This is a genomic window from Thioalkalivibrio sp. AKL6, assembly GCF_000376905.1.
In the GTDB taxonomy this organism is placed as follows: domain Bacteria; phylum Pseudomonadota; class Gammaproteobacteria; order Ectothiorhodospirales; family Ectothiorhodospiraceae; genus Thioalkalivibrio; species Thioalkalivibrio versutus.
Window position 1 is genome coordinate 224,947 of sequence record NZ_AQXS01000009.1, and the last position, 22,866, is coordinate 247,812.

A 22,866-nucleotide genomic window follows, 5' to 3' on the forward strand; every position below is an offset into this window, starting at 1 on the left:
AGGCGCGGATCCACGCGAAGGGTTGGATCGGCGTTTCCCCGGGAAGTAGCCGGGCCCGGTTGCCACCAGTGGATGGCGCGGTTGCAAGCGGTTCGGTGCCAGTACAGACTGAGAACCGCTCAGGAAAGGCGCGAAATTGTACCACTCTATTAGTCGGCTCTGAAGTTTTCATGACCCCGGGCGCGTACGCCGGGTCGGTTTCATGCGATCACAAAGGGGATCCCCATGCTGCAGCGCGTCATCATCGCCATCGACTTCTCGCCCGCTTCGGCCTCGGCCCTGGCGATTGCCCGCCAGCACTGCCCGGGGGCGAAGAAGCGGTTGTTGTATGTGATGAAGCCGTCGGACGTGGCCGGTCCCAGCTCTGCCGGTGCGTTCAGTGGTGCGGGCTCGTCGCCGCTGAACGCGAAGGACATGCGCAATGCTGCGGAGGAGAAGGTGCGTGCCCAGATGCAGGAGTGGGCCGAGGCAGACGACGACGTCGCCATCGCCGTGGGCAGCGCCCCCGAGGAAATCTCGCGCCACGCCGAGGAGTGGGGTGCGGACATGATCGTGATGGGGACCCGTGGGCGCAGCCAGATCTCCAACATGCTCTCCGGCTCTGCCACCGAGTGGCTGGTGCGCAATGCGCGCCTGCCGGTGCTGGTGGTGCACGACGTGCCGCTGTCCGACTCGATGAAGGAAAAGCTGCCGCCGGAAGGCGCCGTCGACTGAAGCGGCTCGCAGCCCTCCCGGCATGCAGAAGGCCCGCTTTCAGCGGGCCTTTCTCGTTCCTGCGGCATGCTCTCGCGATGACGGCTGACCGGGCGTCAGCCCCCGGTCATGGACATGAAGCGCAGGACTTTCTCCGGGCGCTCGGAGAATTCGTGGCGTTCCGGCTTCAGGTTGATGGCCTGGACCACCAGGTCCTCCAGTTCCGAATCGGTACAGCCCTCGCGCAGGTAGGGGCGCAGGTTCAGGCTGTGGTCGTTGCCGAGGCAGGTGTAGATGGTGCCGTCCACCGACAGGCGCACGCGGTTGCAGGTATCGCAGAAGTGCTGCGAGATCGGGGTGATGAAGCCGATGCGCACATCGGTATCCGGGATCTGCATGTAGCGCGCCGGGCCGCCCCCGGGCATCACGCCGGGCACCAGGTTGTAGCGCGGCTCCAGGCGGGCACGCACATCCTGCAGGTTCACGTAATGGCCCTCTTTCGCCTGGCGGCCCGTGTCGCCCATCGGCATGGTCTCGATGAAGCGCAGGGTGAAGCCGTGTTCGATGCAGAAGTCGACCATGTCCTCGACCTCCGGCTCGTTGATCCCGCCCATCACGACCATGTTGATCTTGATTGGGGCGAGGCCCGCGGCCTTGGAGGCCATCAGCCCGTCCAGCACCTTCTCCAGCTTGCCGCCGGTGATCTCCTTGAAGACCTCGGGCTTGAGCGAATCGAGGCTGACGTTGATCCGGTCGACGCCAGCATCCTTCAGCTCCTGCGCATGGCGCGCCATGCGCGTGGCGTTGGTGGACAGCGAGATATCGTCGATGCCGGGCAGGGCATTCAGACGCGCGGCCAGATCCGGGAGGTTCTTGCGCACCAGGGGCTCGCCGCCCGTCAGGCGCACACGGCGGGTGCCGAGGCGACCGAAGGCGCCCATCACGCGCTCGATCTCCTCGAAGCTGAGCCAGTGTTCCGGCTCCTCGAAGTCGCGAAAGCCCTTGGGCATGCAGTAGAAACAGCGCAGATCGCAGCGATCGGTGACCGAGAGGCGCACGTATTCGATGCGGCGACCGAAGGCGTCGATCAGGGTGTTTCCTTCCGTGGGGGTGTCGGCGGGTTCCATTGGCGGGCCTGTGACGTCGAGTGGGGCGATATGTTCCGTGGTACACATCGTAGATCATTTTGCCGCCTTTGCCACCCGAACGTGCAAATCATCTGTGGATTCGCGTCACAATAAAAAAAATCTTCACTAGATAATTTAAATTTATCGGCAAATAGAAAAGACTCGTTGGCAGAATGTGTCCGCTCCGTCCACAATGCGCGATGCATAACTGAACCGAGATCACGAGGTCGCCCCATGAGCGCGTTGCCCGAATTCGAGAAGCACGGCGAGCAGGAGATCAAGTACACCACCTGCTACATGTGCGCCTGTCGTTGCGGTATCAAGGTTACCGTCCAGGACAACAAGGTCCGCTACATCCAGGGGAATCGGCACCACCCGATCAACAAGGGTGTGCTCTGCGCCAAGGGCAACGCGGGGATCATGAAGCAGCAGTCCCCGGCGCGCCTGCACCAGCCGATGCGCCGCAAGCCGGGCACCGAGCGCGGTGCTGGCGAGTTCGAGCCGATCTCCTGGGACGAGGCGCTGGACACCCTGTCCGCGCGCCTGCAGAAGATCCGCGAGACCGACCCGCGCAAGCTGGCGTTCTTCACCGGCCGTGACCAGATGCAGGCCCTGACCGGCCTGTGGGCAACCCAGTTCGGTACCTACAACTGGGCGGCCCACGGTGGCTTCTGCTCGGTGAACATGGCCGCCGGCGGCCTGTACACCACTGGCTTCGCCTTCTGGGAATTCGGCGACCCCGACTGGGATCGCACCAAGTACCACATGCTCTGGGGTGTGGCGGAAGACCATGCCTCCAACCCGATCAAGATCGGGCTGGAAAAGCTCAAGCGCAGCGGCGGCAAGTTCGTCGCGATCAACCCGGTGCGCACCGGCTACCAGGCGATCGCCGACGAGTGGGTGGGCATCAAGCCCGGCACCGACGGCCTGTTCGCGCTGTCGATGCTGCACGTGCTGCTGAAGAACGACCAGTTCGACTGGGACTTCCTGGTGCGCTACACCAACGCCACCCAGCTGGTGGTACAGACCCCGGGCCAGAAGGGCGACGGCCTGATCCTGCGTGACGAGGCCGGCAATCCGCAGGTCTGGGAACTGGAGAAGGAGGCCTTCGTCGACGGCAGCCAGGTCGACATCAAGCCGGCCCTGTTCGGCGAGTACACCGCCCCGGACGGCCGCCCGGTCAAGACCGTGATGACCCTGCTGGCCGAGCGTTACCTGGCGGACGAGTATTCCCCGGAGAATACCGCCGCGGTGACCGGCATCCCGGCCGAGCAGACCGAGCGCCTGGCGCTGGAGATGGCCCACGTCGCGTTCAAGGAGACCATCGAGCTCGACATCGAGTGGACCGACTCCTGGGGCCGCAAGCACGACAAGGTGTTCGGGCGTCCGGTGTCCATGCACGCGATGCGCGGCATCTCCGCGCACTCCAATGGATTCCAGACCTGCCGCGCGATCCACCTGCTGCAGATCATGCTGGGCTCGGTGGACTGCCCCGGCGGTCACCTGGCCAAGCCGCCGTATCCGAAGCACATCCCGCCGGGCATCAAGCCGGCCAAGGAATGCGCCCCGAACACCCCGCTGAAGAGCCCGCCGCTCGGTTTCCCGACCGCGCCGGAGGATCTGGTCATCGATGACGACGGCAACCCGTTGCGCATCGACAAGGCCTTCTCCTGGGATGCGCCGGTGTCCAACCACGGCATGATGCACATGGTGGTGACCAATGCGGTCAACGCCGACCCGTACCCGATCGACACCCTGATCTTCTTCATGGCGAACATGTCGTGGAACTCCACGATGAACACCGCCGAAGTGATGGACATGCTGCGGTCCAAGGACGAGAACGGCGAGTACAAGATCCCGTTCCTGGTGGTCTCGGATGCGTTCAATTCCGAGATGGTCAGCTTCGCCGACCTGGTGCTGCCGGATACCACCTATCTGGAGCGCTACGACACCATCTCCATGCTCGACCGCCCGATCTCCGAGCCGGCCGCGGCGGCGGATTCCATCCGCCACCCGATCCTCGAGCCCGATCGCAACGTGCGGCCGTGGCAGGAGGTGATGGTCGAGCTGGCCGGGCGCCTGAAGTTCCCGGCGTTCACCAAGGACGATGGCAGCCGCAAGTTCTCGGACTACAAGGACTTCATCGTCAACTTCGAGAAGGAGCCGGGCATCGGCTTCCTGTCCGGCTACCGCGGCAAGGATGGCCAGAGCCATCTGCGCGGCGAGCCGAACCCGAAGCAGTGGGAGGCGTACATCGAGAACCAGGGGTTCTTCATGTACCACCTGGCGCCGAACGAGCAGTTCTACCGCTATGCCAACAAGGACTACCTGGAGCTGGCCAAGCACGCCGGCTGGGTGGGCAAGACCGATCCGATCACGATCGAGCTCTACTCCGAGACCCAGCAGCGCTTCAAGCTGGCCGGCCAGGGCCTGTACGACGGCCCACAGCCGACCAAGCAGGAGCACAAGGACCGGCTGACCCAGTACTTCGATCCGCTGCCCATCTGGCACAAGCCGCTGGAGCAGACCCGTATCGACGAGGACGAGTACCCGTTCTACGCGGTCAACCAGCGTCCGATGTTCATGTACCACTCCTGGGATTCGCAGAACGCCTGGCTGCGCCAGATCTGCGCCCAGAACTACCTGTACATGAACCGTCAGAAGGCGGAGTCCATGGGCATCGAGGATCTGTCCTGGGTGTGGCTGGAGTCGCACAACGGCAAGATTCGCGTGCAGGTCAAGCTGATCGAGGGCTGCGAGCCCAGCACCGTCTGGACCTGGAATGCGATCGGCAAGCAGAAGGGCGCCTGGGGCCTGAAGCCCGAGGCGAACGAGTCGCAGAAGGGCTTCCTGATGAATCACCTGATCAGCGAGCTGCTCCCGAAGAAGGGCGACCCGATCGACAACATCACCAACTCCGACCCGGTCACCGGGCAGGCCGCGTGGTACGACCTCAAGGTCAAGATCACCCCGGCCGGTCCCGACGAGCAGAGCGCCTGGCCGCAGTTCGACGAGGTGAAGGCCACGCCGGGCATGTCCGAATCGCCGGACCAGCTGCGCTACCACGCGCACAAGCCCGTGCACCTGAACCGCGACATCCGCGACGTGCTCACGCGCGGTTCGCTGGACGACGAGAAAAACTGATCCGGCCCGGTTCCGCGACGGCCTCAAGGCCATCGCGGGGCTTGCCCGCACGAACGATTTGAGGGAGTACCAACCATGCGACTTGGACTCGTAATCGACATGGACACCTGCGTGGGCTGCCATGCCTGCGCGGTGGCCTGCAAGCAGTGGAACACCAGCGGCACCACGGGTCCGCTGACCGACTATCGCCCCTACGGCGAGGACCCGAGCGGCGTGTGGTTCAACCGCATCCGCCACTACGAGGTCGGGGATTACCCCAACAACAAGACCGTCAACATCCCGATGTCCTGCATGCACTGCGAGCATGCCGACTGCGTGAATGTCTGCCCGACCGGCGCCTCCTACAAGCGTCCGGAAGACGGCATCGTGCTGGTCGATCAGGACAAGTGCATGGGCTGCAACTACTGCGCCTGGGCCTGCCCGTACGGCGCTCGCGAGCTCGACCGCGAAGACGGCGTGATGAAGAAGTGCACGCTTTGCGTGGACCGCATCTACGACGAGCAGCTGCCGCCGGAAGAGCGTCAGCCCGCCTGCGTGATCACCTGCCCGGCGCACGCGCGCTTCTTCGGCGACTTCGATGACGACGCCTCCGAGGTGAGCCGCCTGGTCCGCGAACGTGGCGGCGTGAAGCAGATGCCCGAGCTTGGCTACAAGCCGGTCAACACCTATCTGCCGCCGCGGATCACCCGTTCCATCCCCACCGACGACGTGCGTGCCAACACGCTGATCACCTCGGTGAAGGACTGGGTCAACAAGATGGTGGCGCGCTAAGCGCGCCCGATCGGGGAGAGAAAACCATGCATCCGGCGTTTTCCGTCATTCTGTTTACTGTCATCTCCGGAGCGGGCTACGGCCTGTTCTTGCTGCTGGTGGCCTTCCATCTCGCGGGCATCGGCCCGGCCATGAGCCATGGCGAGCTGATCGCGCACGGGGTTGCGGCCCTGGGCATGATCACCGTCGGGCTCATGCTGTCCACCGGCCACCTGGCGAACAAGAAGAACGCCTGGCGTTCCTTCATGCGCTTCAAGACCTCCTGGCTCTCGCGCGAGGCGGTGTTTGCCGTGCTGTTCTACCCGTTCGCCGCGATCTATGGCCTCGGCGTGCTGCTGCAGGGCAACGAAATCGGTCCGTTGGCCGCAGTGGCTGGCGCTATCGCCGCCGTGCTGGCGGTGGTCACGCTGTTCTCCACCGGGATGATCTACGGCTGCCTGAAGACCATCCGCCAGTGGAACACCGCGCTGACCCCGGCTAATTACATTATGCTGGGCGTGGCCACCGGTGCCGTCGCCTTCGCCGCCATTGCCAGTGTGTTCGGCAACGCCACCGCGATGCATGCGGGCGTGGCCATCGTGCTGCTGCTGATCGCCGGCGTCCTCAAGGGGATCTACTACTTCTGGATCTCCCGCGTGACCGGCCCGACCATCAACACCGCCACCACCTTCAACCGCGCGACCGTGCGGTTGCTGGATACCGGGCATACCGCCGGTACCTTCCTGACCGACGAGTTTGGCTACGATGCAGGCAAGAACACCACCGATACCCTGAAGATGGGCGTGTTCCTGCTCGCGTTCGGCACCCCGATCCTGGTGTTCGCCGCGATCCTGTCCGGTGTGCCGGCCATCGTGGCCTGGCTCGGCCTGGTCGCGGCTCTGGTGGGTGTGGTCATGGAGCGCTGGCTGTTCTTCGCCGAGGCCCGGCACGTCGTGCGCTTGTACCACGGGGACCAGCATACCTGAGCCCCGCTGGCCGAAGTGGCACATCGAACGCCCGCCTTGCGCGGGCGTTTTCATGGGTGGCCGCTGGCCGCTGGCCGGCGGGCGCGGATGTCTTACTCGCGCTGCTTGTCCTGGCGCATGCCGTGGATGATGTAATAGCCCACGTAGCCAAAGAACGCCAGGATCCCCAGCAGGGTGATGATGGTCAGAATGCCGATGGGCGACTGGAACATGATTTCGGTCAGCATGAGGGTTCTCCTGAGGTGTCGTTGCACCTCTGAAGCTAGCGCTGCCCCGGGCTGTCGAATTTGATCCAGATCAAGGCAGTAGCCGATCGCCCCGGCAACCCTGTGCATCCAGTTTCGTGATGCATCTACGCACGTTCGCTGCCAGTCGGCCTATCATTAGAGTAAGCTGATGCTATGGGTGGTGCGCAATCACCGGCGCGCTGCTGCGACGAGGTCCCCTTGAAACACTGGTACACCATCCAATGCAAACCCCGGGAAGAAGCCCGCGCCGAGGCGAATCTCGACCGCCAGGGGTATCGCACGTTCCGGCCGCTGATCCGCCAGCCCATTGGCCGCGGGGGGTGTCGCACCGCCGTCACCGAGTCCCTGTTTCCGCGCTACCTCTTCGCGCAGCTTTGCGACGTCGCAGAAAACTGGGCCCCAATTCGCTCCACGCGCGGCGTGCTGGGTTGGGTGGTGCGCAATCACCGGCGCGCTGCTGCGACGAGGTCCCCTTGAAACACTGGTACACCATCCAATGCAAACCCCGGGAAGAAGCCCGCGCCGAGGCGAATCTCGACCGCCAGGGGTATCGCACGTTCCGGCCGCTGATCCGCCAGCCCATTGGCCGCGGGGGGTGTCGCACCGCCGTCACCGAGTCCCTGTTTCCGCGCTACCTCTTCGCGCAGCTTTGCGACGTCGCAGAAAACTGGGCCCCAATTCGCTCCACGCGCGGCGTGCTGGGTTTGGTGCGCTTTGGCTCCAGCCCGGTGCCGGTTCCCGAGCCGGTCATCGAGGGGATCCGCCTGCGCCTGGACCCCGAGAGCGGCTGTCTCGACCTTACCCGTGACAGTGACTTTGCCCCGCAGCAGCCGGTTACCATCACGGATGGGCCGTTCCAGGGGCGCGAGGCCTTGTTTCTCGCCCGTACCGGAGAAGAGCGCGTGATCGTTCTCATGCAGATCATGAGCCAGTGCCAGCAGGTCGAGCTGCCGGCTGCGGCCGTGGGGCCTGTTGTCTGATCGGGCAGTGCGAGGGCGAGGCGGTCGTCTGCGATGCGCAGAGACTGGGGATTGTCCAGGTGGGGCGGATCGGTTGTCCCGTTCAGCGGGCCTCGGCTGGAGAAGGGGGCGTCCGGCCCCGGGATCCATCCGCATAACGAAGAAGGGCCCATACAATGGGCCCTTCTTCGTCGTCATGATGGCGCGCCCGGCAGGATTCGAACCTGCGACCCCTGCCTTCGGAGGGCAGTACTCTATCCAGCTGAGCTACGGGCGCAAGGTCTGTAATGATACGGGCGCGAGCTTTGACGCGTCCAGCCATATTTGACCGCCACACTCGGTTTGTGGTCCTAGTTTGCATGATGCCCTATACTCTGCGCCCGATTTGCGCTTGATGCGCGAGGGCTTTTGAATAGCACACCACATGGCCACTCAAGGCCAGGATCTCGGAGGGAGAGAAGTGGGAAATCAACCGATCAAGATGGACACCGGGAACAAGGTGTTGCTGTTTATTGCGTCCCTGGCCCTGCTGGCCACGGTCCTTTTCCTGGTGTCGCACCTGGCCGGCTGGCTTGGCGGCATGCAGGTGTCCCAGCCCGACACCGTGAGTGACGAGCGCGTCGCCCAGCGCATCGCGCCAATCGGTCAGGTGGTGTCCGGCCAGGTGGATAGCGCCGAGGAAGCCGCGGACCTGACCCCGGGCGATATCTACTCGAACGTCTGCGCGGCCTGCCATGACGCTGGTGTTTCCGGTGCCCCAATCAAGGACGACACCGACGAGTGGAGCAACCGCCTGAACGACAAGGGCCTGGATACCCTGTTCGCCAACTCGATCAACGGCATCGGCGCCATGCCGGCGCGCGGTGGCGATTCCAGCCTGAGCGACGAGCAGATGCACGAGGCCGTGGCCTACATGCTGGACCAGGCCGGGGTCGATCACGACTACGAAGGCAGCGATAACGGCAATGGCAATGGCGACACCGCCGCCGAAGATGCTGCCGAGGGCGAAGAGCCGGTCGCCACTACCGAGACTGGCGAAGCGGCGGCCGAAGAAGACGCCGAAGCGGTTGCCGCCATCGCGGTCGAAGATGGCGATGCCGAGCGCGGTCAGTCGCGTTACAACACCTGTGTTGCCTGCCATGGTGCCCAGGGTCAGGGTACCCCGGTGTTCCCGAAGCTGGCCGGTCGTGATGCCGGGTACATTGCCGACAAGCTGGTGCGTTACCGCGCCGGCGAGACCGTTGGCGACCAGACTGCGCTGATGGCACCGAATGCCGCCAACCTGTCGGACGAGGACATCGCCGACCTGGCCGTTTACGTGGCGACCTTCGAAGACTGATCGTCCTCGTAGGAACGGCATTAAGAAACCCCGCTCAGGTATCGCCTGGGCGGGGTTTTTGTTTGGCGGCCGCTATTGCGTGCGCCAGTGGTCCAGGGCGCGGTAGCTCAGTGCCTCGGTCAGGTGCTGGGTCGCGATCGCCTCGGCATCGTTGAGATCGGCAATGGAACGCGCCACCCGCAGGATGCGGTGGTAGGCCCGCGCGGAGAGCCGGAAGCGTTCCGCAGCCTTGTCCAGCAGCTCCCGGTCAGCCGTGCCGAGGGCGGCGTACCGGTCCAGTGCCGTGCCATCGAGTGCGCTGTTCAGTCCATTCTGGCGCTCGCGCTGCACCTTGCGGGCCCGAGCGACGCGCTTGGCCACGGAGGCCGAGTCTTCCGATGCCTCGGCTGATCCGGCCAGGTCCTTGGGCGGGATGCGCGGGACCTCGATCGCCAGGTCAATCCGGTCGAGTAGCGGTGCCGACAGGCGCTTGCGGTGGCGGGCCCGCTGCTCCGGGGTGCATTCGCAGCGTTCGGCGAGGTCGCAATCGAATCCCTGTGGGCAGGGGTTCATCGCACCGACCAGCTGGAAGCGGGCCGGAAACTCGGCCTGGCGGGCCGCGCGCGAGATGTGTATGACGCCACTCTCCAGCGGTTCGCGCAGTACGTCGAGCACCGAGCGGCTGAATTCGGTGAGTTCGTCGAGGAACAATACGCCCTGGTGCGCGAGCGAGATCTCGCCGGGGCGTGGTGTACTGCCGCCGCCCACCAGCGCCACGCCCGAGGCGGTGTGGTGCGGGGACCGGAACGGACGCGCCCGCCAGTCCTGGCGCAGATGCGAACTGCCGCGCAGGCTGTGGATGGCCGCGGTCTCCAGGGCCTCGCCCTCGTCCATTGGCGGCAGGATGCCGGGGATGCGCGAGGCCAGCATGGATTTGCCGCTCCCGGGTGGGCCGACCATCAGCAGGTGATGCCCGCCGGCGGCCGCGATCTCCAGGGCCCGCCGCGCCTGGTGCTGGCCGCGCACGTCGGCGAGGTCGGGGTGCGCGGGTGCGGAAGGCTCGGGCGGTTGTGCCGGCACCAGGGCCTCGCGCCCCGCCAGCGCGGCGCAGACGGCGCTCAGGTGTAAGCCGGTGAGAACCCGGGCGCGGCTGGCGAGGGCCGCCTCCGCCCCATCCTCCGGGTTCACCACCAGCGCCCGCTCGGCGTCGGCTGCCGCAGGTCCGGCAGCCAGGGTGCCACCCACCGGGCGCAAGGTGCCGTCCAGCCCCAGCTCGCCGAGGAACTCGTGGTGGGCCAGCGCTGCGGCCGGGATCTGCTGGCTGGCGGCCAGGATGCCCAGCGCAATGCCGAGATCGAAGCGGCCGCCGTCCTTGGGCAGGTCGGCGGGGGCCAGGTTGACGGTGATGCGGCGCCGTGGAAACTCGAAGCCGCTGGTCTGGATCGCCGCCCGAACGCGGTCACGGCTCTCGCGCACCGCAGCCTCGGGCAGGCCGACGATCTGGAAGGCGGGCAGCCCGTTGGCCAGGTGGGTCTCGATGGTGACCAGCGGGGCGTGGATGCCGTCGATGGCGCGGGCGTAGGCGATGGTGACGGGCATCCTTGCCCCTCCGTCTGGGCGCCGGGCGTCCGTGCCCGGCGGGTGGATTCAGGTGGTGGTTACTGCCCGGTCTCGTCGCTCGGGCGGGCTTCCAGCGCGGCGACCCGCGCCTCCAGCTCCGCCAGGCGTTCGCGGGTACGTTCCAGCAGGGCGACCTGGATGTCGAAGTCCTCGCGCGTCACCAGGTCCATGCGTTCGAACCCGCTTTGCAGCGACGAGCGGACCTGGCGCTGCACGTCCTCCTGCATGTGGCGTACCGACTCCGGCAGGCTTTCGGTGATGCGGCGGGCAAGGTCGTCGAAGCGTTTGGAATCGATCATGCTGCAGTCTCCTGGCGCAAATGCTCGGTTGGGGGCCAGTGTAGCGCGGCTGGACGGGGTCGCGGCTACTGCGATGCCGACCGGCCGCCGTCCACCGGGATCACCTGGCCGGTGATGTAGGGCGCGTCCAGCAGCAGGAAGCGCACGGTGCGCGCGATGTCCTCCGGGCGGCCCTCGCGCTTGAGTGCGGTGCGTTCAATCATTGCCTCGTGGGTGCCAGTGTTTTCGGCCTCCTCGGGGGCGAGGATCGCGCCGGGGGCGACGCCGTTGACCCGCACGTCCGGCCCCAGCTCGCGGGCGTAGGCCTGGGTCAGCGCCCACAGCCCGGCCTTGGCCGCCGAATACACCGGATAGCCCTTCAGCGGGCGCAGGGCGTGGATGTCGACGATATTGACGACCGCGCCCTGCCGACGCTGCAACGCCGGATTGCAGGCCTGGGTGAGGAAGGCCGGCGCCTTCAGGTTGGAGCCGATCAGGTCGTCCCAGCTCTGTGGGGTGATCTCGCCCACGGCGGTGGCGTAGAAGGTCGAGGCGTTGTTGACCAGGAAGTCCAGTCGGCCCCAGGCCGCCTCGGCCTCGCGGGCCAGGCGTTCGGTGGCCTCCAGGTCGAGGAGGTCGGCCTGCAGGATGTGGGCGCTGTCCGGGCGCTCCGCGTTCAGTTCGGCGGCGAGGTCTTCGGCATCCGAACGCGAGCCGCGGTAGTGGATCAGTACCCGCAGCCCGGCTGCGTGCAACCCGCGCACGATGGTTGCGCCGACCCGCCGCGCGGCCCCGGTGACCAGCACCACCCGTGCCTCCCCGGACGTCGTGTCCATGCTGTCGGATTGTACCTGCGCCACGCCTGCCCCCGGGTTGGTACCATTCGTCGTCATGATGCCGCCGAAACCTAGCACAAACGCCCCGGCCGATCCGGTGGCCGCCGATATCGCCCTGCGTCTGCACGCCTCCCTGCAACAGAGTGTCGTCGCCGGCGAGGGGTTCCTTCCGTTCGTCGATTACATGCAGGCCGCGCTGTATGCGCCGGGGCTTGGCTATTACGTGAACGGGGCGCACAAGCTGGGCGAGGGGGGCGATTTCGTCACCGCGCCGGAGCTGTCGCCCCTGTTCGGCGAGACCCTCGCGACCTGGCTGGCCCCAGTGTTGCGGGACGATCTGAACGGGACCGGCACACTGCTCGAATTCGGCGCCGGCAGCGGCCGGCTCGCGGGGGATGTGATCACCACGCTGCGCGAACTCGGGGTGGCGTGGGAGCGCTACTGGATCGTCGAGGTCAGTCCGGACCTGCGGGCGCGGCAGCAGGCCCACCTGGAGGCTGCGCTTGAACCCGCGGAGTACGCCCGGGTGGCGTGGCTGGATGCCCTGCCGGAGGCCCCGTTGCGCGGTGTGGTGCTGGCCAATGAGGTGCTGGATGCCCTGCCGGTGGAACTCTTCCGCTGGCGTGAAGGCCGGGTCTGGCAGGTCGGGATCACGACCGATGCCGCCGGCACCCTGAGACTGGCCGAGCGCCCGGCCCCGCCCGGCCTCGCCGAGCCGGTGGCGCGGCTCCAGGCCGAGCATGGCCCGTGGCCCGAGGGCTACCTCTCCGAATGGCGCCCGGCCCAGGCTGCGTGGGTGACCGCGCTGGCCGACTTCCTGGAGCAGGGGGTCGCCGTGATCGTGGACTATGGCTTTCCGCGCAGCGCCTACTACGCCCCGGAGCGTCACCAGGGGACGCTGGTGGGGTATTACCGCCAGCAGATGATCCAGGACCCGCTGGCCCATCCGGGCCTGATGGATCTGACCGCGAGCGTGGATTTCACCGGGGTTGCAGAGGCGGCGGACGCCGCGGGTCTCCACGTGCTGGCCTATGCCGCGCAGGGCGAATTCCTGCTGGGGGCGGGGCTGCCAGGGCGTTTCGAGGCCCGCGTCGGCAGCGGCGAGGATGCCCGTGTGACCATGCAGGCCGCTCAGGCCGTGCGCATGCTGACGCTGCCCGGGGAGATGGGCGAGCGTTTTCAGGTGATGGCCCTGGGTCGCGATTGTGCACATCTGCCGCTGGACGGGATCCCGGATCGTCGGGGGCGACTGTGAGCGCTTGCCCCAACGCAATGGCGCGGACGCACAGGGGCTGCTTGGTGCGGCCCGTGAAACCCGGCATGCTTGCGCAATGATCGTACTGGGCATCGAGACTTCCTGCGACGAGACGGGTGTGGCGCTGATCGACGCGGACCGGGGCCTGCTTGCGCACCGGCTGTACAGCCAGACCGACCTGCACGCCGTCTACGGCGGCGTGGTGCCGGAGCTGGCCTCGCGCGATCATATCCAGCGGTTGCTGCCGCTGGTGCGCGCGGTGCTGGACGAGGCGGGCGTGGACGGCCACGACCTGGATGCGGTGGTCTACACCGGTGGGCCGGGGTTGCTGGGGGCGCTCCTGACCGGGGCCTCGGTGGCGCGCTCCCTGGCCTGGGGCTGGGGCATCCCGGCGCTGGCCGTGCATCACCTGGAGGGCCACCTGCTGGCGCCGTTTCTGGAGGATACCGGACTCGATTTCCCGTTCCTGGTGCTGCAGGTCTCCGGCGGGCATACCCAGCTGATTCACGCGCGTGCCCTGGGCGACTACGACCTGATCGGCGAGAGCATCGACGATGCCGCGGGCGAGGCCTTCGACAAGACCGCCAAGCTGCTGGGGCTGGGCTATCCGGGTGGGCCGGCGCTCGCGCGTCTGGCCGAGCAGGGGCGCTCGGACGCCCTGCGCCTGCCGCGCCCGATGCTCGACCGCCCGGGGCTGGACATGAGCTTCTCCGGTCTGAAGACCGCGGTGCTGACCGCGCTGAAGAAACAGGTTTACCGGCCGGAGGATGTTGCCCGCGCCTTCGAGGAGGCGGTGACCGATACCCTGGTGGAGAAGACCCGGCGCGGCCTGGAGCAAACCGGGGCCCCGGCGCTGGTGGTCGCCGGTGGCGTGGCGGCCAACACGACATTGCGCGCCGGGCTCAAGGCCATGGCGCAGCGTCAGGGGGTGCCGGTGTATTTCCCGCGGCCCGAATTCTGCACCGACAATGGGGCAATGATCGCGCTGGCCGGGCTGCGGCGACTGCAGGCCGGCCAGGTGACAGAAACCGGGGCGCCGGTGGTGGCGGCGCGGGCGCGCTGGCCGCTGGCGGAGCTGGCGCCGCCCGCGGCGGCATGAAGGGGTCTGCGGATGGGGCTGCGATCTTGTAAACCCGTCCGCAGGCCGAAGGGTTACTCCTTTGGCGTCGCCGGGGCCTTGTCCTTCTGGCCGATCCGCGATTCCTCCCCGCGCATCAGGCGGCGGATGTTGCTGTCGTGACGGATGAACAGGATCACGCTCATCAGGGCCACGGCGGCACTGATCCAGTGGTCCATGCCCAGCAGGACCATGTACACCGGGGCCATGCCGGCGGCGACCAGGGCAGCCAGCGACGAATAGCGCCAGATGGCGGCAACGACCAGCCAGGTGAGCAGGACCAGGCCGCCGACCAGCGGGCTGATGGCGAGCATCACGCCCAGTGCGGTGGCCACGCCCTTGCCGCCCTGAAAGCGGTAGAACACCGGGAACACGTGCCCGAGGAAGGCGGCCAGGCCGATCAGGCCGATCGCCCAGCCGGGGAACAGGTCCAGTTGCAGGGCGACGAACACCGGCAGCCAGCCCTTGCCGACATCCCCGATGAGCGTGATGATGGCCGCCGTCTTGCCGCCCGAGCGCAGTACATTGGTGGCGCCGGGGTTCTTCGAGCCGGTGGTGCGCGGGTCCGGCAGGCGCAGCAGCTTGCTGACCAGAATGGCCGTGGAAAGCGATCCCAGTAGATACGCGATGATGATGCCGATTGTGATGCCCATGAGCGGTCAGCCTGCCTGCGCGGATTGGCGAGAGGATTCGACCGCACATGATACGCAAGCCGGTGGCCGCCGTTCAGGGCGCTGACGTGCCTGCTGCGCAATCGCAGGGCGGTGCTCCGACGCTGGTGCTCCTGCATGGCTGGGGCTTCTCCGGCGCGGTGTGGGCGCCGCTGCGGGCCGCGCTCCCGGGCGCGATACGGGTGCTGGCGCCGGACCTGCCCGGGCACGGGGCCGCCGGCGATGGCGAGACGCTGGCGGATGCCGAGCGCACCGCGGCGGCGTTGATCGCTTCGCTGCCAGCGGATGTCGAGTGTCCGGTGTGGGCGGGCTGGTCCCTGGGCGGCCTGGTCGCGCTGGCCGCCGCGCGCCAGTGGTCGGGGCCCCAGGGGCTGCTGCTGATCGGGGCCTCGCCGCGCTTTGCGAAGGCCGACGACTGGCCGGCGGCCCTGCCCCCGGCCGAGCTGGAAGATTTTCGTGCAGCCCTCGGGGGTGGTCGCCGGCGGCTGGAGCGCCGCCTGGCGATGCTCTGTGCACGTGGCAGCCAGGATGCCGCTTCGCTCGCCCGCCGGCTGGTGTTGCAGTTACAGGTCGCTCCAGCCTCGCCCGAGGGCCTGGAGGCCGGCCTCGCGCTACTGGAGGCGGCGGATCTTCGGTCCGTCTGGGCGGGCCTGGAGGTGCCGGCGGCGGCCTGGCTGGAGGCGGGCGATGCGCTGGTGCCGGCCGCCGTGGCGGACGATCTGCACGGGCTGCGACCCGCCAGTCGGATCGTCCGCGGCGTGGGCGGCCACGCGGAGTGGTTCGCGCGCCCGCTATCCTTGGCCGGTTTGGTCGTCGAGTTCTTGAATCAGTGCAGCGCAGGGAAATCCGCATGAGCCGACCCGACAGTTTCGATCTCGACAAGGCGCGGGTCCGCGAGGCCTTCGCGCGGGCGGCCTCCACCTACGAGGAGCACGCCGTCCTGCAGCGCGAGGTGCAGGAGCGAATGCTGGGCCGGCTGGACTGGATTCGCATGCAGCCGGAGCAGGTCGTGGATCTCGGCTGCGGCATCGGCGAGGCCCTGGATCACTTGAGCCGCCGCTACCGCAAAGCCCGCCTGTGCGGGGTCGATTTCGCCCCGGAGATGGTCGCGCGGGCGCGCCGCCGCGGGCGCTGGCTGCGCCGGCCGCAGGTGGTCTGCGGCGATCTCGAGGCGCTGCCGCTGGCGGAGCAATCCTTCGACCTGGCGGTTTCCAGTTCCGCCCTGCAGTGGTGCGCCAGCCTGGATCAGGCCTTCATGGAGGTGCGGCGCATCCTGCGCCCGGGCGGGCTGTGGATGTTCACCACCTTCGGTCCCGACACCCTGCGTGAGCTGCGGGCCGCCTTCGCGGCGGTGGACGGTGGAGCGGGGACGCATGTGAACGCCTTCATGGATATGCACGACATTGGCGATGCCCTGGTGCGCGCCGGGTTTGCCGATCCGGTGATGGACCAGGAGGCCCTGACCCTGACCTACCCGGATCTGACCGGGTTGATTCGTGACCTGCGCGGGGTTGGGGTGCGCAATGCCCTGTCGGGCCGATCGCCGGGGCTGTTCGGTCCGCGCCGCCTGGTGGCGGTGGCCGAGGCCTACGCGCGCGACTTCGGCGTGGAGGGCCGCCTTCCGGCAACCTGGGAGGTGGTCTACGGCCATGCCTGGGTGCCGGATGCCCCGCCGCCATCGCGCCCGGCGGGGCGGGTGATCCCGGTCCAGGCGATTCGTTGATCCAGATCAACGAATCGGCCCGGCGCCCTCTCGCCTGGACGTGTATGACCGATGTATTATCGAAGCGGTCAAAAGTTCCGCCAATCGCACTCAATATCCGAGTGACACAGGCGGTATTGGTTTTTTGTGGGCCCGGAATGGGGTAGAGTTCACGCCCCCGAACCATCGGGACATCCGTGTTCCCCGCAGCAAGGTGGAAAAGTCATGTCACAAGCAGCCACTACGGCGGGTGCCGCACCCGCAGCGTCAGTCGCGACTTCCGAGCAGTACAACTACGCGATTATCAAGCGGTTTGCCATTGCCGCCGTCCTCTGGGGCGTGTTCGGGATGGCCGCCGGCGTCTGGATCGCCTCGCAACTGGCGTTCCCGTTCCTGAATTTCGATATCGCGCAGATCACCTTCGGGCGGTTCCGTCCGGTCCATACCACGGCCGTGATCTTCGGGTTCGGGGGTAACGCGCTGTTCGCCACCTCGTATTACGTGGTTCAGCGGACCTGTCAGACCCGCCTGTGGAGTGACTCCATGGCGAGCTTCACCTTCTACGGGTGGAACCTGGCGCTGATCCTTGGCGTGATCACCTACACGATGGGGATTACTCAGGGCCGCGAGTACGCCGAATTCAACTGGCAGATCGACCTGATCATCCTGGTTGTCTGGGTGGCTTACTTCATGGTCTTCCTGATGACCCTGCTGCGCCGGAACCAGCCGCACATCTATGTGGCGAACTGGTTCTTCATGTCGTTCATCCTGGCGACCGCGCTGCTGCACGTCTTCAACAACATCCAGGTGCCGGTGGGTCTGTTCCACCCACATTCCTACTCCGTGTTCTCCGGGGTGCAGGATGCGATGACGCAGTGGTGGTACGGCCATAATGCGGTGGGCTTCTTCCTGACCGCGGCCTTCCTCGGGATGATGTACTACTTCGTGCCGAAGCAGGCCGGGCGTCCGATCTACTCGTACAAGCTGTCCATCATCCATTTCTGGGCGCTGGTCTTCCTGTACATGTGGGTGGGCGCGCACCACCTGCACTGGACGGCCCTGCCGGACTGGGTCTCCACCCTGGCGGCGACCTTCTCCATCCTGCTGCTGCTGCCTTCTTGGGGTGGCATGATCAACGGCATCATGACCCTGTCGGGCGCCTGGGATAAGCTGCGCACCGACCCGATCATGCTGTTCCTGATCACCGCGCTGGCGTTCTACGGCATGTCGACCTTCGAAGGTCCGATGATGTCGCTGAAGAGCGTGAACGCGCTGTCGCACTACACCGACTGGACCGTGGGCCACGTGCATTCCGGTGCGCTGGGCTGGGTGGCGATGATCACCTTCGGCTCCCTGTACCACCTGATGCCGCGCCTGTGGAACGTGAACCTGTACAGCCTGAAGCTGGTGTACGTGCACTTCTTCCTGGCGACCATCGGGATCGTGCTGTACATCACCGCGATGTGGGTGGCCGGTATCGGTCAGGGTCTGATGCTGCGTGCCTTCGACCAGTACGGGAACCTTGCCTACACCTTCACCGAGTCGGTGGTGTTCCTGCACAAGCCGTACGTGGTGCGCGCCATCGGTGGCGGGTTCTTCCTCGCCGGCATGCTGATCATGGCGTTCAACATCGCGATGACCGTTCGCTCGGGCATCAAGGCCGAGGCCCGCGAGGCCCAGGCTGCGTCCACCGAAGCCCGCACGGCCTGATTAGGGAGAGAATAGATCCATGAAGCATGAAAGCGTTGAAACCAATGCCGGCCTGCTGATCATCCTCACCCTTGCGGTGATCAGCGTCGGCGGCCTGGTCGAGATCGTGCCGTTGTTCTACATCGACGACACGATCGAGGAAGTGGACGGCGTGCGTCCCTACACCCCGCTGGAACAGCGTGGTCGCGACATCTACGTTCGCGAGGGCTGCTACACCTGCCACTCGCAGATGGTGCGTCCGTTCCGTGACGAGATGCTGCGCTACGGCCACTACTCGCTGGCGGCCGAGTCGCAGTACGACCATCCGTTTCAGTGGGGCTCCAAGCGCACCGGTCCGGACCTCGCCCGAGTTGGCGGCAAGTACTCCAACGAATGGCAGGTTCAGCACCTGATCAATCCGCAGTCGCTGGTGCCGGAGTCGATCATGCCGGGCTACCCCTGGCTGGCGGAAACCCCGCTTGACTACTCCGATATCGACCGCCGGATGGTCGCGCTGAAGCGGGTCGGTGTGCCGTACTCGCTCAGCGAAGAGGAATACGAGGCCAACGTCGAGCGCTTCGGCGAAGAACACGCCCGGATGTTCGATATCCGTGACGCCGAGGACAACCTGGTTAGCCAGGCCCAGGCGGGGAACTTCGACGGCAACCCCGGGACGGTCACCGAGATGGACGCAATCGTCGCCTATCTCCAGGTGCTCGGGACCATGGTCGACTTCAGCGAATACGACGACGGACACTTTGCCGAGTTCCGGTAAGGAGGAGCGGGCGCGAACATGATGGGACTGTGGGAATGGATCACGGACATGGGCAACAGCAAGATGGTCGCCCTGTTGCTCTTCATGGGTACCTTTATCGGGGTCGTGATCTTCCTGTTTGCCAACCGTCAGCGCGCCCGGAAGTTCGAGACGTATCGCTATATTCCTCTGGATGACGATGATTCACATCGGGAGCCCGTGGCCCGGCGTGACAAAACCAAGAGTGACGAGCAATGAGCACACAGGACAACCGCGAAAAGGACCCGAACCAGGTCGAGACCACTGGGCACGTCTGGGACGGGAACCTCCAAGAATACAACAACCCGCTCCCGCGCTGGTGGCTGTGGGGTTTCTACGCCACGATCGTGTTTGCCGTGGTGTACTGGCTGATCTACCCGGCCTGGCCGATCGGTGACAGCTTTACCAAGGGCTTCAACACCATCACCTTCGAGCAGGGTGGCGAAGAGCGCACGATGCACTGGAACACCCGTGCGCTGCTGGCCAAGGACATGCAGACCGGCACCTACGCGGTGCGTCAGCGCGAGATGCTTGAACAGGTCGCGGCCCAGGATTACGAAACGATCCTGCAGGACGCCGAGAGCATGAGCTTCGTCAACGCCTACGCCCAGGGTTCCTTCGGCACCTGGTGTGCCGCCTGCCATCAGGTTGGTGGTGCCGGGGTGGTCGGGCAGTACCCGAACCTGCGCAACGACCACTGGAAGTGGGGTGGCGCCGTGGAGCAGATCGAGGAAACCCTGCACCAGGGTCGCCTGGGCTACATGCCGGGCTACCGTGACACCCTCGACGGCGACCAGCTGAACCAGGTCGCAGCGTACGTGCTGTCGCTCAACGACTACAGCGTCGACCAAGAAGAAGCGGACGCCGGCGAACGCATTTTCACCGGTACCGATGGCGGCTGCTTCCAGTGCCACGCCATGGATGCCCAGGGCCTGGCGTCCCAGGGCGCGCCCAACCTGACCAATGATCTCTGGGGTCTGGTGGACGTGCGCGGTGCGGAAAGCGACAGCGAGCGTCAGCGTCTGGTGGCGAACTTCATTCGCAACGGCGCCCAGCGCGAGATGCCTGCGTTCGGGGATCGTCTGTCGGATGCGGAGATCAAGATGCTGACGGCCTACGTGCATTCGTTGGGTGGCGGGCAGTAAGCGCGAATCTGTTGACCGTATGGTGAGCCCCGGGGCCGGGCGTTCGCCGCGATAACTACAGGGGTGCCCGCCGGGTTGTTTGACGCCCGAGGGCGCCCCTGCTTTTTTGGAAGGAACCCGATGCCAGGGCGCGCCTTGCAGCCGCCCCACTCTGCCGGATAAAACTCCGGGAGGTTTAGATGTCCCAGGCCCAGCCGTTATACGAGGCACGCATCCCGATCCATCCGCGGTCGGTCAAGGGGCGTTTCCGCAATCTGAAGACCGGCATCCTGTTGCTCGCCTACGGTGTGTTCTTCGGCCTGCCCTGGGTCCGCTGGGAGCGCGAATACGGCCCCAATCAGGCGGTCTTGTTCGACATCCCGGGCCGGCAGTTCCACATCTTCGATCTGGTCGTCTACCCGCAGGACATCTTCTGGTTGGCCGGCTTCCTGCTCGTGGCCGCCTTGCTGCTGTTTTTCGTCACGGGCGTCGCCGGACGGGTGTTCTGTGGCTACTTCTGCTTCCAGACACTGTGGACCGACGTCTTCATGTGGCTGGAGCGCAAGATCCAGGGTGAACGGCCCGCCCGCCTGCGCCTGGCCAAGCAGCCCTGGACTGGCGAAAAGCTGTTCAAGTACGGGTTGACCCACCTGTCCTGGCTGCTCGTGGCCTTTGCCACCGGCCTCGGTTTCATCCTGTACTGGGGGAATGCCCCCTCGATCGTGAGCGACTTCTTTACGGGTCAGGCGGTCTACGCGGCCTACCTGACTGCGGGCATCCTGACGGCGACGACCTACACCTTTGCCGGATTGGCGCGCGAACAGGTCTGCACCTTCATGTGCCCCTACGCCCGATTCCAGAGCGTGATGTTCGACCGCGACACCATGATCGTGTCGTATGAAGAGGCGCGCGGGGAAGGTACCGCCGGGCGCTCCAAGGTCAAGGCCGGTCTGAAGACCCGCGAGGAACGCCAGGCCGCCGGGGTGGGTGACTGCATCGACTGCGGCTATTGCGTTCAGGTGTGCCCGACGGGCATCGATATCCGCGACGGGCTGCAGTTCCAGTGCATCCACTGCGCACTTTGTATTGATGCCTGCGACACCATTATGGACAAGCAGGGCTGGCCCCGCGGCCTGATCGCCTATACCTCCGAGCGCGAGCAGGAGGGCGGGAAGACCCATGTCCTGCGCGGCAAGACCCTTGGCTACGGGGCCGCCGTGCTGATCGTGATCGTCGCGCTGGTTGGCAGTATTCTCGGCCGCCCGCCGGTGGACGCCAACGTCAACCAGGTGCGCCAGCCGCTCTACGTCCAGATGTCCGATGGTCGCACCCAGAACGGCTACGAGATCCGCCTGAACAACACCGCCGATCGGGAGCTGGACTTCGAGATCGGCCTGGCGGGGCTGGAGGGCGCCGAACTGGATCTGGGCCAGGTGGAACGCATCCGTCTGGAGCCCGGTGAGCGCCTGACCGTCGTGGCGCGTGTGCGCCACGACGTGCCCGCCGGTACTCCCTCGCCGCAGCCTTTCCGCTTCGTGATTACCGACCGCGAGGGCCATATCGAACCGCTCGAGGTGACCTCGCAGTTCAGTCACCGCTAGCAACCGTCCGCTGGGCACTGGCGAAGAAACAGTAATCGAGCTGCCGGAACTCGCGCGGCACACCGCAAGCGCCTAGCTTGCGTTCACGCAGGAAACGAAGAAAACAATATGAGCAACCTCGTCATTACCCTCGGCATCGGCAGTGCGGGACTGGCCATCCTGTTCGCCCTGATCTACCGCTTCACGCGGTTCAAGGCCTACAGCACCTCGGCCGTGGTGGTCGCGCTCATGCTGTTCGTGTTTATCCCTTATTCGATCCTGACCTGGCAGGGGGCAGACGTCTTCGCCATTCATCTGGCGCTCTACATCATCGTGCCTTACGGCCTGGGGATCGTGTTCACCCAGAAGGAGGCCGAGGTCGAAAGTGGTGGCAAGGCCAAGATTGGGCGTCTGCACTGGGCCCCATTGGTGTTGGTGGGGTTCTTCACCATGGTCGCCTCGGTGCAGGCAGTCCTGATCACGCTTGCCCATAACGGGATGCCGCAGCAGTTCATCGGCTCGATCCTGCCGGAGCCGGAGAACCGGGCCGAACGGGTGACCTCCGCTTTCCCCGGCACAGTGGCCGGCATGGAGAGCCGCAAGCAGGCGCTCGCCGTGCACCGCGTCTCGGAGCTTCAGGAACAGCGACAGAAGGGCTGGCAGGTGCGTCAGGGCTGGGTTGATCGACCCACCGAGGGCGAGACCGCCACCCTGCAGGTCGAGGTGCGGGATGCGGACGGCGAGCCTATCGACGATGCCAGCATCCGCGGCCTTTTCATGTGGCTGGCCGACGAACGTCGCGACCAGGGCTTCGAGATGCAGGCGATGGGCGAGGGCATGTACCAGGTCGAAGTGGCCCTGCCGGCACCGGGGCGCTGGGATCTGCGCTTCCAGGTCCAGCACGATGGGCAGCTTCTGGAGCAACAGGCACGCACCCGCGTGCGTAGCGCCCAGCCCGGTTAGCCCACCGCGCTCC

22 protein-coding genes, 1 tRNA gene and 1 pseudogene are annotated in these 22,866 nt (G+C 66.1%); 17 read left to right on the plus strand and 7 right to left on the minus strand.

All coding sequences use genetic code 11. From position 1 onward, the window contains the following. Window positions 1–225: 225 nt before the first annotated feature. Window positions 226–714 carry a universal stress protein gene (locus D575_RS0106280; protein ID WP_018145067.1) on the plus strand — a complete coding sequence of 163 codons (489 nt, stop codon included), beginning with the start codon at window positions 226–228 and terminating at the stop codon, window positions 712–714. A gap of 95 nt (window positions 715–809) precedes the next feature. On the opposite strand, the gene moaA is transcribed toward D575_RS0106280, so the two are convergent. Further along, on the minus strand, window positions 810–1,820 hold the full coding sequence (gene moaA, locus D575_RS0106285; protein WP_018145068.1) for a GTP 3',8-cyclase MoaA: 1,011 nt from the start codon (window positions 1,818–1,820) through the stop codon (window positions 810–812). A gap of 234 nt (window positions 1,821–2,054) precedes the next feature. Here moaA and D575_RS0106290 point away from each other — a divergent pair, with 234 nt between their 5' ends. The 3 genes from D575_RS0106290 to D575_RS0106300 all read left to right on the plus strand — a co-directional run bounded on the left by D575_RS0106290 (window position 2,055) and on the right by D575_RS0106300 (window position 6,700). Further along, a complete protein-coding gene (locus D575_RS0106290; RefSeq protein WP_018145069.1) occupies window positions 2,055–4,964 on the plus strand; it encodes a molybdopterin oxidoreductase family protein in 2,910 nt (969 codons plus the stop codon). 75 nt (window positions 4,965–5,039) lie between these two features. Further along, window positions 5,040–5,735 (plus strand): 4Fe-4S dicluster domain-containing protein, encoded by a 696-nt coding sequence (locus tag D575_RS0106295; RefSeq protein WP_038032074.1) that lies wholly within the window; start codon window positions 5,040–5,042, stop codon window positions 5,733–5,735. A 26-nt stretch (window positions 5,736–5,761) separates the two neighbouring features. After that, window positions 5,762–6,700, plus strand: a complete 939-nt coding sequence (locus D575_RS0106300; protein WP_018145071.1) for a DmsC/YnfH family molybdoenzyme membrane anchor subunit — start codon at window positions 5,762–5,764, stop codon at window positions 6,698–6,700. Between the two features lie 92 nt (window positions 6,701–6,792). On the opposite strand, the gene D575_RS14630 is transcribed toward D575_RS0106300, so the two are convergent. Then, on the minus strand, window positions 6,793–6,927 hold the full coding sequence (locus tag D575_RS14630; RefSeq protein WP_018145072.1) for a hypothetical protein: 135 nt from the start codon (window positions 6,925–6,927) through the stop codon (window positions 6,793–6,795). A 174-nt stretch (window positions 6,928–7,101) separates the two neighbouring features. Here D575_RS14630 and D575_RS13960 point away from each other — a divergent pair. Beyond that, window positions 7,102–7,365, plus strand: a pseudogene (locus D575_RS13960) (transcription termination/antitermination NusG family protein); the annotation flags it as partial. Between the two features lie 11 nt (window positions 7,366–7,376). After that, window positions 7,377–7,928 carry a transcription/translation regulatory transformer protein RfaH gene (gene rfaH, locus D575_RS0106310; protein WP_026182068.1) on the plus strand — a complete coding sequence of 184 codons (552 nt, stop codon included), beginning with the start codon at window positions 7,377–7,379 and terminating at the stop codon, window positions 7,926–7,928. 179 nt (window positions 7,929–8,107) lie between these two features. Here rfaH and D575_RS0106315 read toward each other — a convergent pair. Further along, window positions 8,108–8,184 (minus strand) — tRNA-Arg (locus tag D575_RS0106315). A gap of 183 nt (window positions 8,185–8,367) precedes the next feature. Here D575_RS0106315 and D575_RS0106320 point away from each other — a divergent pair. After that, window positions 8,368–9,246 (plus strand): c-type cytochrome, encoded by an 879-nt coding sequence (locus tag D575_RS0106320; protein WP_018145074.1) that lies wholly within the window; start codon window positions 8,368–8,370, stop codon window positions 9,244–9,246. A gap of 72 nt (window positions 9,247–9,318) precedes the next feature. Here the strand turns inward: D575_RS0106320 and D575_RS0106325 are convergent, their stop codons facing one another. The 3 genes from D575_RS0106325 to D575_RS0106335 form a co-directional block, all read right to left on the minus strand. Beyond that, window positions 9,319–10,824 (minus strand): YifB family Mg chelatase-like AAA ATPase, encoded by a 1,506-nt coding sequence (locus tag D575_RS0106325; RefSeq protein WP_018145075.1) that lies wholly within the window; start codon window positions 10,822–10,824, stop codon window positions 9,319–9,321. A 59-nt stretch (window positions 10,825–10,883) separates the two neighbouring features. Next, window positions 10,884–11,144, minus strand: coding sequence for an accessory factor UbiK family protein (locus D575_RS0106330; protein ID WP_018145076.1), 261 nt, complete (start codon window positions 11,142–11,144; stop codon window positions 10,884–10,886). A gap of 65 nt (window positions 11,145–11,209) precedes the next feature. Beyond that, entirely contained in the window at window positions 11,210–11,932 is a 723-nt protein-coding gene (locus D575_RS0106335; RefSeq protein WP_026182069.1) for a pteridine reductase, read from the minus strand. Window positions 11,933–12,014: 82 nt separating this feature from the next. Between D575_RS0106335 and D575_RS0106340 the strand changes: the two genes are divergently transcribed. Together D575_RS0106340 and tsaD are read left to right on the plus strand one after the other, a co-directional pair. Next, window positions 12,015–13,214 carry a class I SAM-dependent methyltransferase gene (locus D575_RS0106340; protein WP_038032122.1) on the plus strand — a complete coding sequence of 400 codons (1,200 nt, stop codon included), beginning with the start codon at window positions 12,015–12,017 and terminating at the stop codon, window positions 13,212–13,214. Between the two features lie 76 nt (window positions 13,215–13,290). Beyond that, the gene (tsaD, locus tag D575_RS0106345) at window positions 13,291–14,313 is read left to right on the plus strand and encodes a tRNA (adenosine(37)-N6)-threonylcarbamoyltransferase complex transferase subunit TsaD (protein ID WP_018145079.1); all 1,023 of its coding nucleotides are present in this window, start codon (window positions 13,291–13,293) and stop codon (window positions 14,311–14,313) included. A gap of 53 nt (window positions 14,314–14,366) precedes the next feature. Here tsaD and plsY read toward each other — a convergent pair whose 3' ends face one another. Next, on the minus strand, window positions 14,367–14,984 hold the full coding sequence (plsY, locus tag D575_RS0106350) for a glycerol-3-phosphate 1-O-acyltransferase PlsY (protein ID WP_018145080.1): 618 nt from the start codon (window positions 14,982–14,984) through the stop codon (window positions 14,367–14,369). A gap of 47 nt (window positions 14,985–15,031) precedes the next feature. Between plsY and D575_RS0106355 the strand changes: the two genes are divergently transcribed. The 8 genes from D575_RS0106355 to D575_RS0106390 all read left to right on the plus strand — a co-directional run bounded on the left by D575_RS0106355 (window position 15,032) and on the right by D575_RS0106390 (window position 22,853). After that, complete coding sequence (locus D575_RS0106355) at window positions 15,032–15,856, plus strand: alpha/beta fold hydrolase (RefSeq protein ID WP_018145081.1); 825 nt, start codon at window positions 15,032–15,034, stop codon at window positions 15,854–15,856. Continuing rightward, window positions 15,853–16,725 (plus strand): malonyl-ACP O-methyltransferase BioC, encoded by an 873-nt coding sequence (gene bioC / locus D575_RS0106360; protein WP_018145082.1) that lies wholly within the window; start codon window positions 15,853–15,855, stop codon window positions 16,723–16,725. Before D575_RS0106355 ends, bioC begins: the two co-directional genes overlap by 4 nt. A 204-nt stretch (window positions 16,726–16,929) precedes the next feature. Beyond that, window positions 16,930–18,414, plus strand: a complete 1,485-nt coding sequence (gene ccoN / locus D575_RS0106365) for a cytochrome-c oxidase, cbb3-type subunit I (RefSeq protein ID WP_026182070.1) — start codon at window positions 16,930–16,932, stop codon at window positions 18,412–18,414. 19 nt (window positions 18,415–18,433) lie between these two features. Next, window positions 18,434–19,168, plus strand: a complete 735-nt coding sequence (gene ccoO, locus D575_RS0106370; RefSeq protein WP_018145084.1) for a cytochrome-c oxidase, cbb3-type subunit II — start codon at window positions 18,434–18,436, stop codon at window positions 19,166–19,168. A gap of 18 nt (window positions 19,169–19,186) precedes the next feature. Further along, the gene (locus D575_RS0106375) at window positions 19,187–19,405 is read left to right on the plus strand and encodes a cbb3-type cytochrome c oxidase subunit 3 (protein ID WP_018145085.1); all 219 of its coding nucleotides are present in this window, start codon (window positions 19,187–19,189) and stop codon (window positions 19,403–19,405) included. Continuing rightward, window positions 19,402–20,331 carry a cytochrome-c oxidase, cbb3-type subunit III gene (gene ccoP / locus D575_RS0106380; protein ID WP_018145086.1) on the plus strand — a complete coding sequence of 310 codons (930 nt, stop codon included), beginning with the start codon at window positions 19,402–19,404 and terminating at the stop codon, window positions 20,329–20,331. The genes D575_RS0106375 and ccoP overlap by 4 nt, the downstream gene beginning before the upstream one ends. Before the next feature lie 179 nt (window positions 20,332–20,510). Next, entirely contained in the window at window positions 20,511–21,911 is a 1,401-nt protein-coding gene (gene ccoG / locus D575_RS0106385) for a cytochrome c oxidase accessory protein CcoG (protein ID WP_018145087.1), read from the plus strand. Between the two features lie 108 nt (window positions 21,912–22,019). Beyond that, window positions 22,020–22,853, plus strand: a complete 834-nt coding sequence (locus tag D575_RS0106390; RefSeq protein WP_018145088.1) for a FixH family protein — start codon at window positions 22,020–22,022, stop codon at window positions 22,851–22,853. The last annotated feature ends 13 nt before the right edge of the window (window positions 22,854–22,866 follow it).

Coding starts and splice junctions, on each gene's coding strand:
- D575_RS0106280 (WP_018145067.1), top strand. CDS start 226: ATGCTGCAGCGCGTCATCATCGCCATCGACTTCTCGCCCGCTTCGGCC.
- moaA (WP_018145068.1), bottom strand. CDS start 1,820: ATGGAACCCGCCGACACCCCCACGGAAGGAAACACCCTGATCGACGCC.
- D575_RS0106290 (WP_018145069.1), top strand. CDS start 2,055: ATGAGCGCGTTGCCCGAATTCGAGAAGCACGGCGAGCAGGAGATCAAG.
- D575_RS0106295 (WP_038032074.1), top strand. CDS start 5,040: ATGCGACTTGGACTCGTAATCGACATGGACACCTGCGTGGGCTGCCAT.
- D575_RS0106300 (WP_018145071.1), top strand. CDS start 5,762: ATGCATCCGGCGTTTTCCGTCATTCTGTTTACTGTCATCTCCGGAGCG.
- D575_RS14630 (WP_018145072.1), bottom strand. CDS start 6,927: ATGCTGACCGAAATCATGTTCCAGTCGCCCATCGGCATTCTGACCATC.
- D575_RS0106325 (WP_018145075.1), bottom strand. CDS start 10,824: ATGCCCGTCACCATCGCCTACGCCCGCGCCATCGACGGCATCCACGCC.
- D575_RS0106330 (WP_018145076.1), bottom strand. CDS start 11,144: ATGATCGATTCCAAACGCTTCGACGACCTTGCCCGCCGCATCACCGAA.
- D575_RS0106340 (WP_038032122.1), top strand. CDS start 12,015: ATGATGCCGCCGAAACCTAGCACAAACGCCCCGGCCGATCCGGTGGCC.
- tsaD (WP_018145079.1), top strand. CDS start 13,291: ATGATCGTACTGGGCATCGAGACTTCCTGCGACGAGACGGGTGTGGCG.
- plsY (WP_018145080.1), bottom strand. CDS start 14,984: ATGGGCATCACAATCGGCATCATCATCGCGTATCTACTGGGATCGCTT.
- D575_RS0106355 (WP_018145081.1), top strand. CDS start 15,032: ATGATACGCAAGCCGGTGGCCGCCGTTCAGGGCGCTGACGTGCCTGCT.
- bioC (WP_018145082.1), top strand. CDS start 15,853: ATGAGCCGACCCGACAGTTTCGATCTCGACAAGGCGCGGGTCCGCGAG.
- ccoN (WP_026182070.1), top strand. CDS start 16,930: ATGTCACAAGCAGCCACTACGGCGGGTGCCGCACCCGCAGCGTCAGTC.
- ccoO (WP_018145084.1), top strand. CDS start 18,434: ATGAAGCATGAAAGCGTTGAAACCAATGCCGGCCTGCTGATCATCCTC.
- D575_RS0106375 (WP_018145085.1), top strand. CDS start 19,187: ATGATGGGACTGTGGGAATGGATCACGGACATGGGCAACAGCAAGATG.
- ccoP (WP_018145086.1), top strand. CDS start 19,402: ATGAGCACACAGGACAACCGCGAAAAGGACCCGAACCAGGTCGAGACC.
- ccoG (WP_018145087.1), top strand. CDS start 20,511: ATGTCCCAGGCCCAGCCGTTATACGAGGCACGCATCCCGATCCATCCG.
- D575_RS0106390 (WP_018145088.1), top strand. CDS start 22,020: ATGAGCAACCTCGTCATTACCCTCGGCATCGGCAGTGCGGGACTGGCC.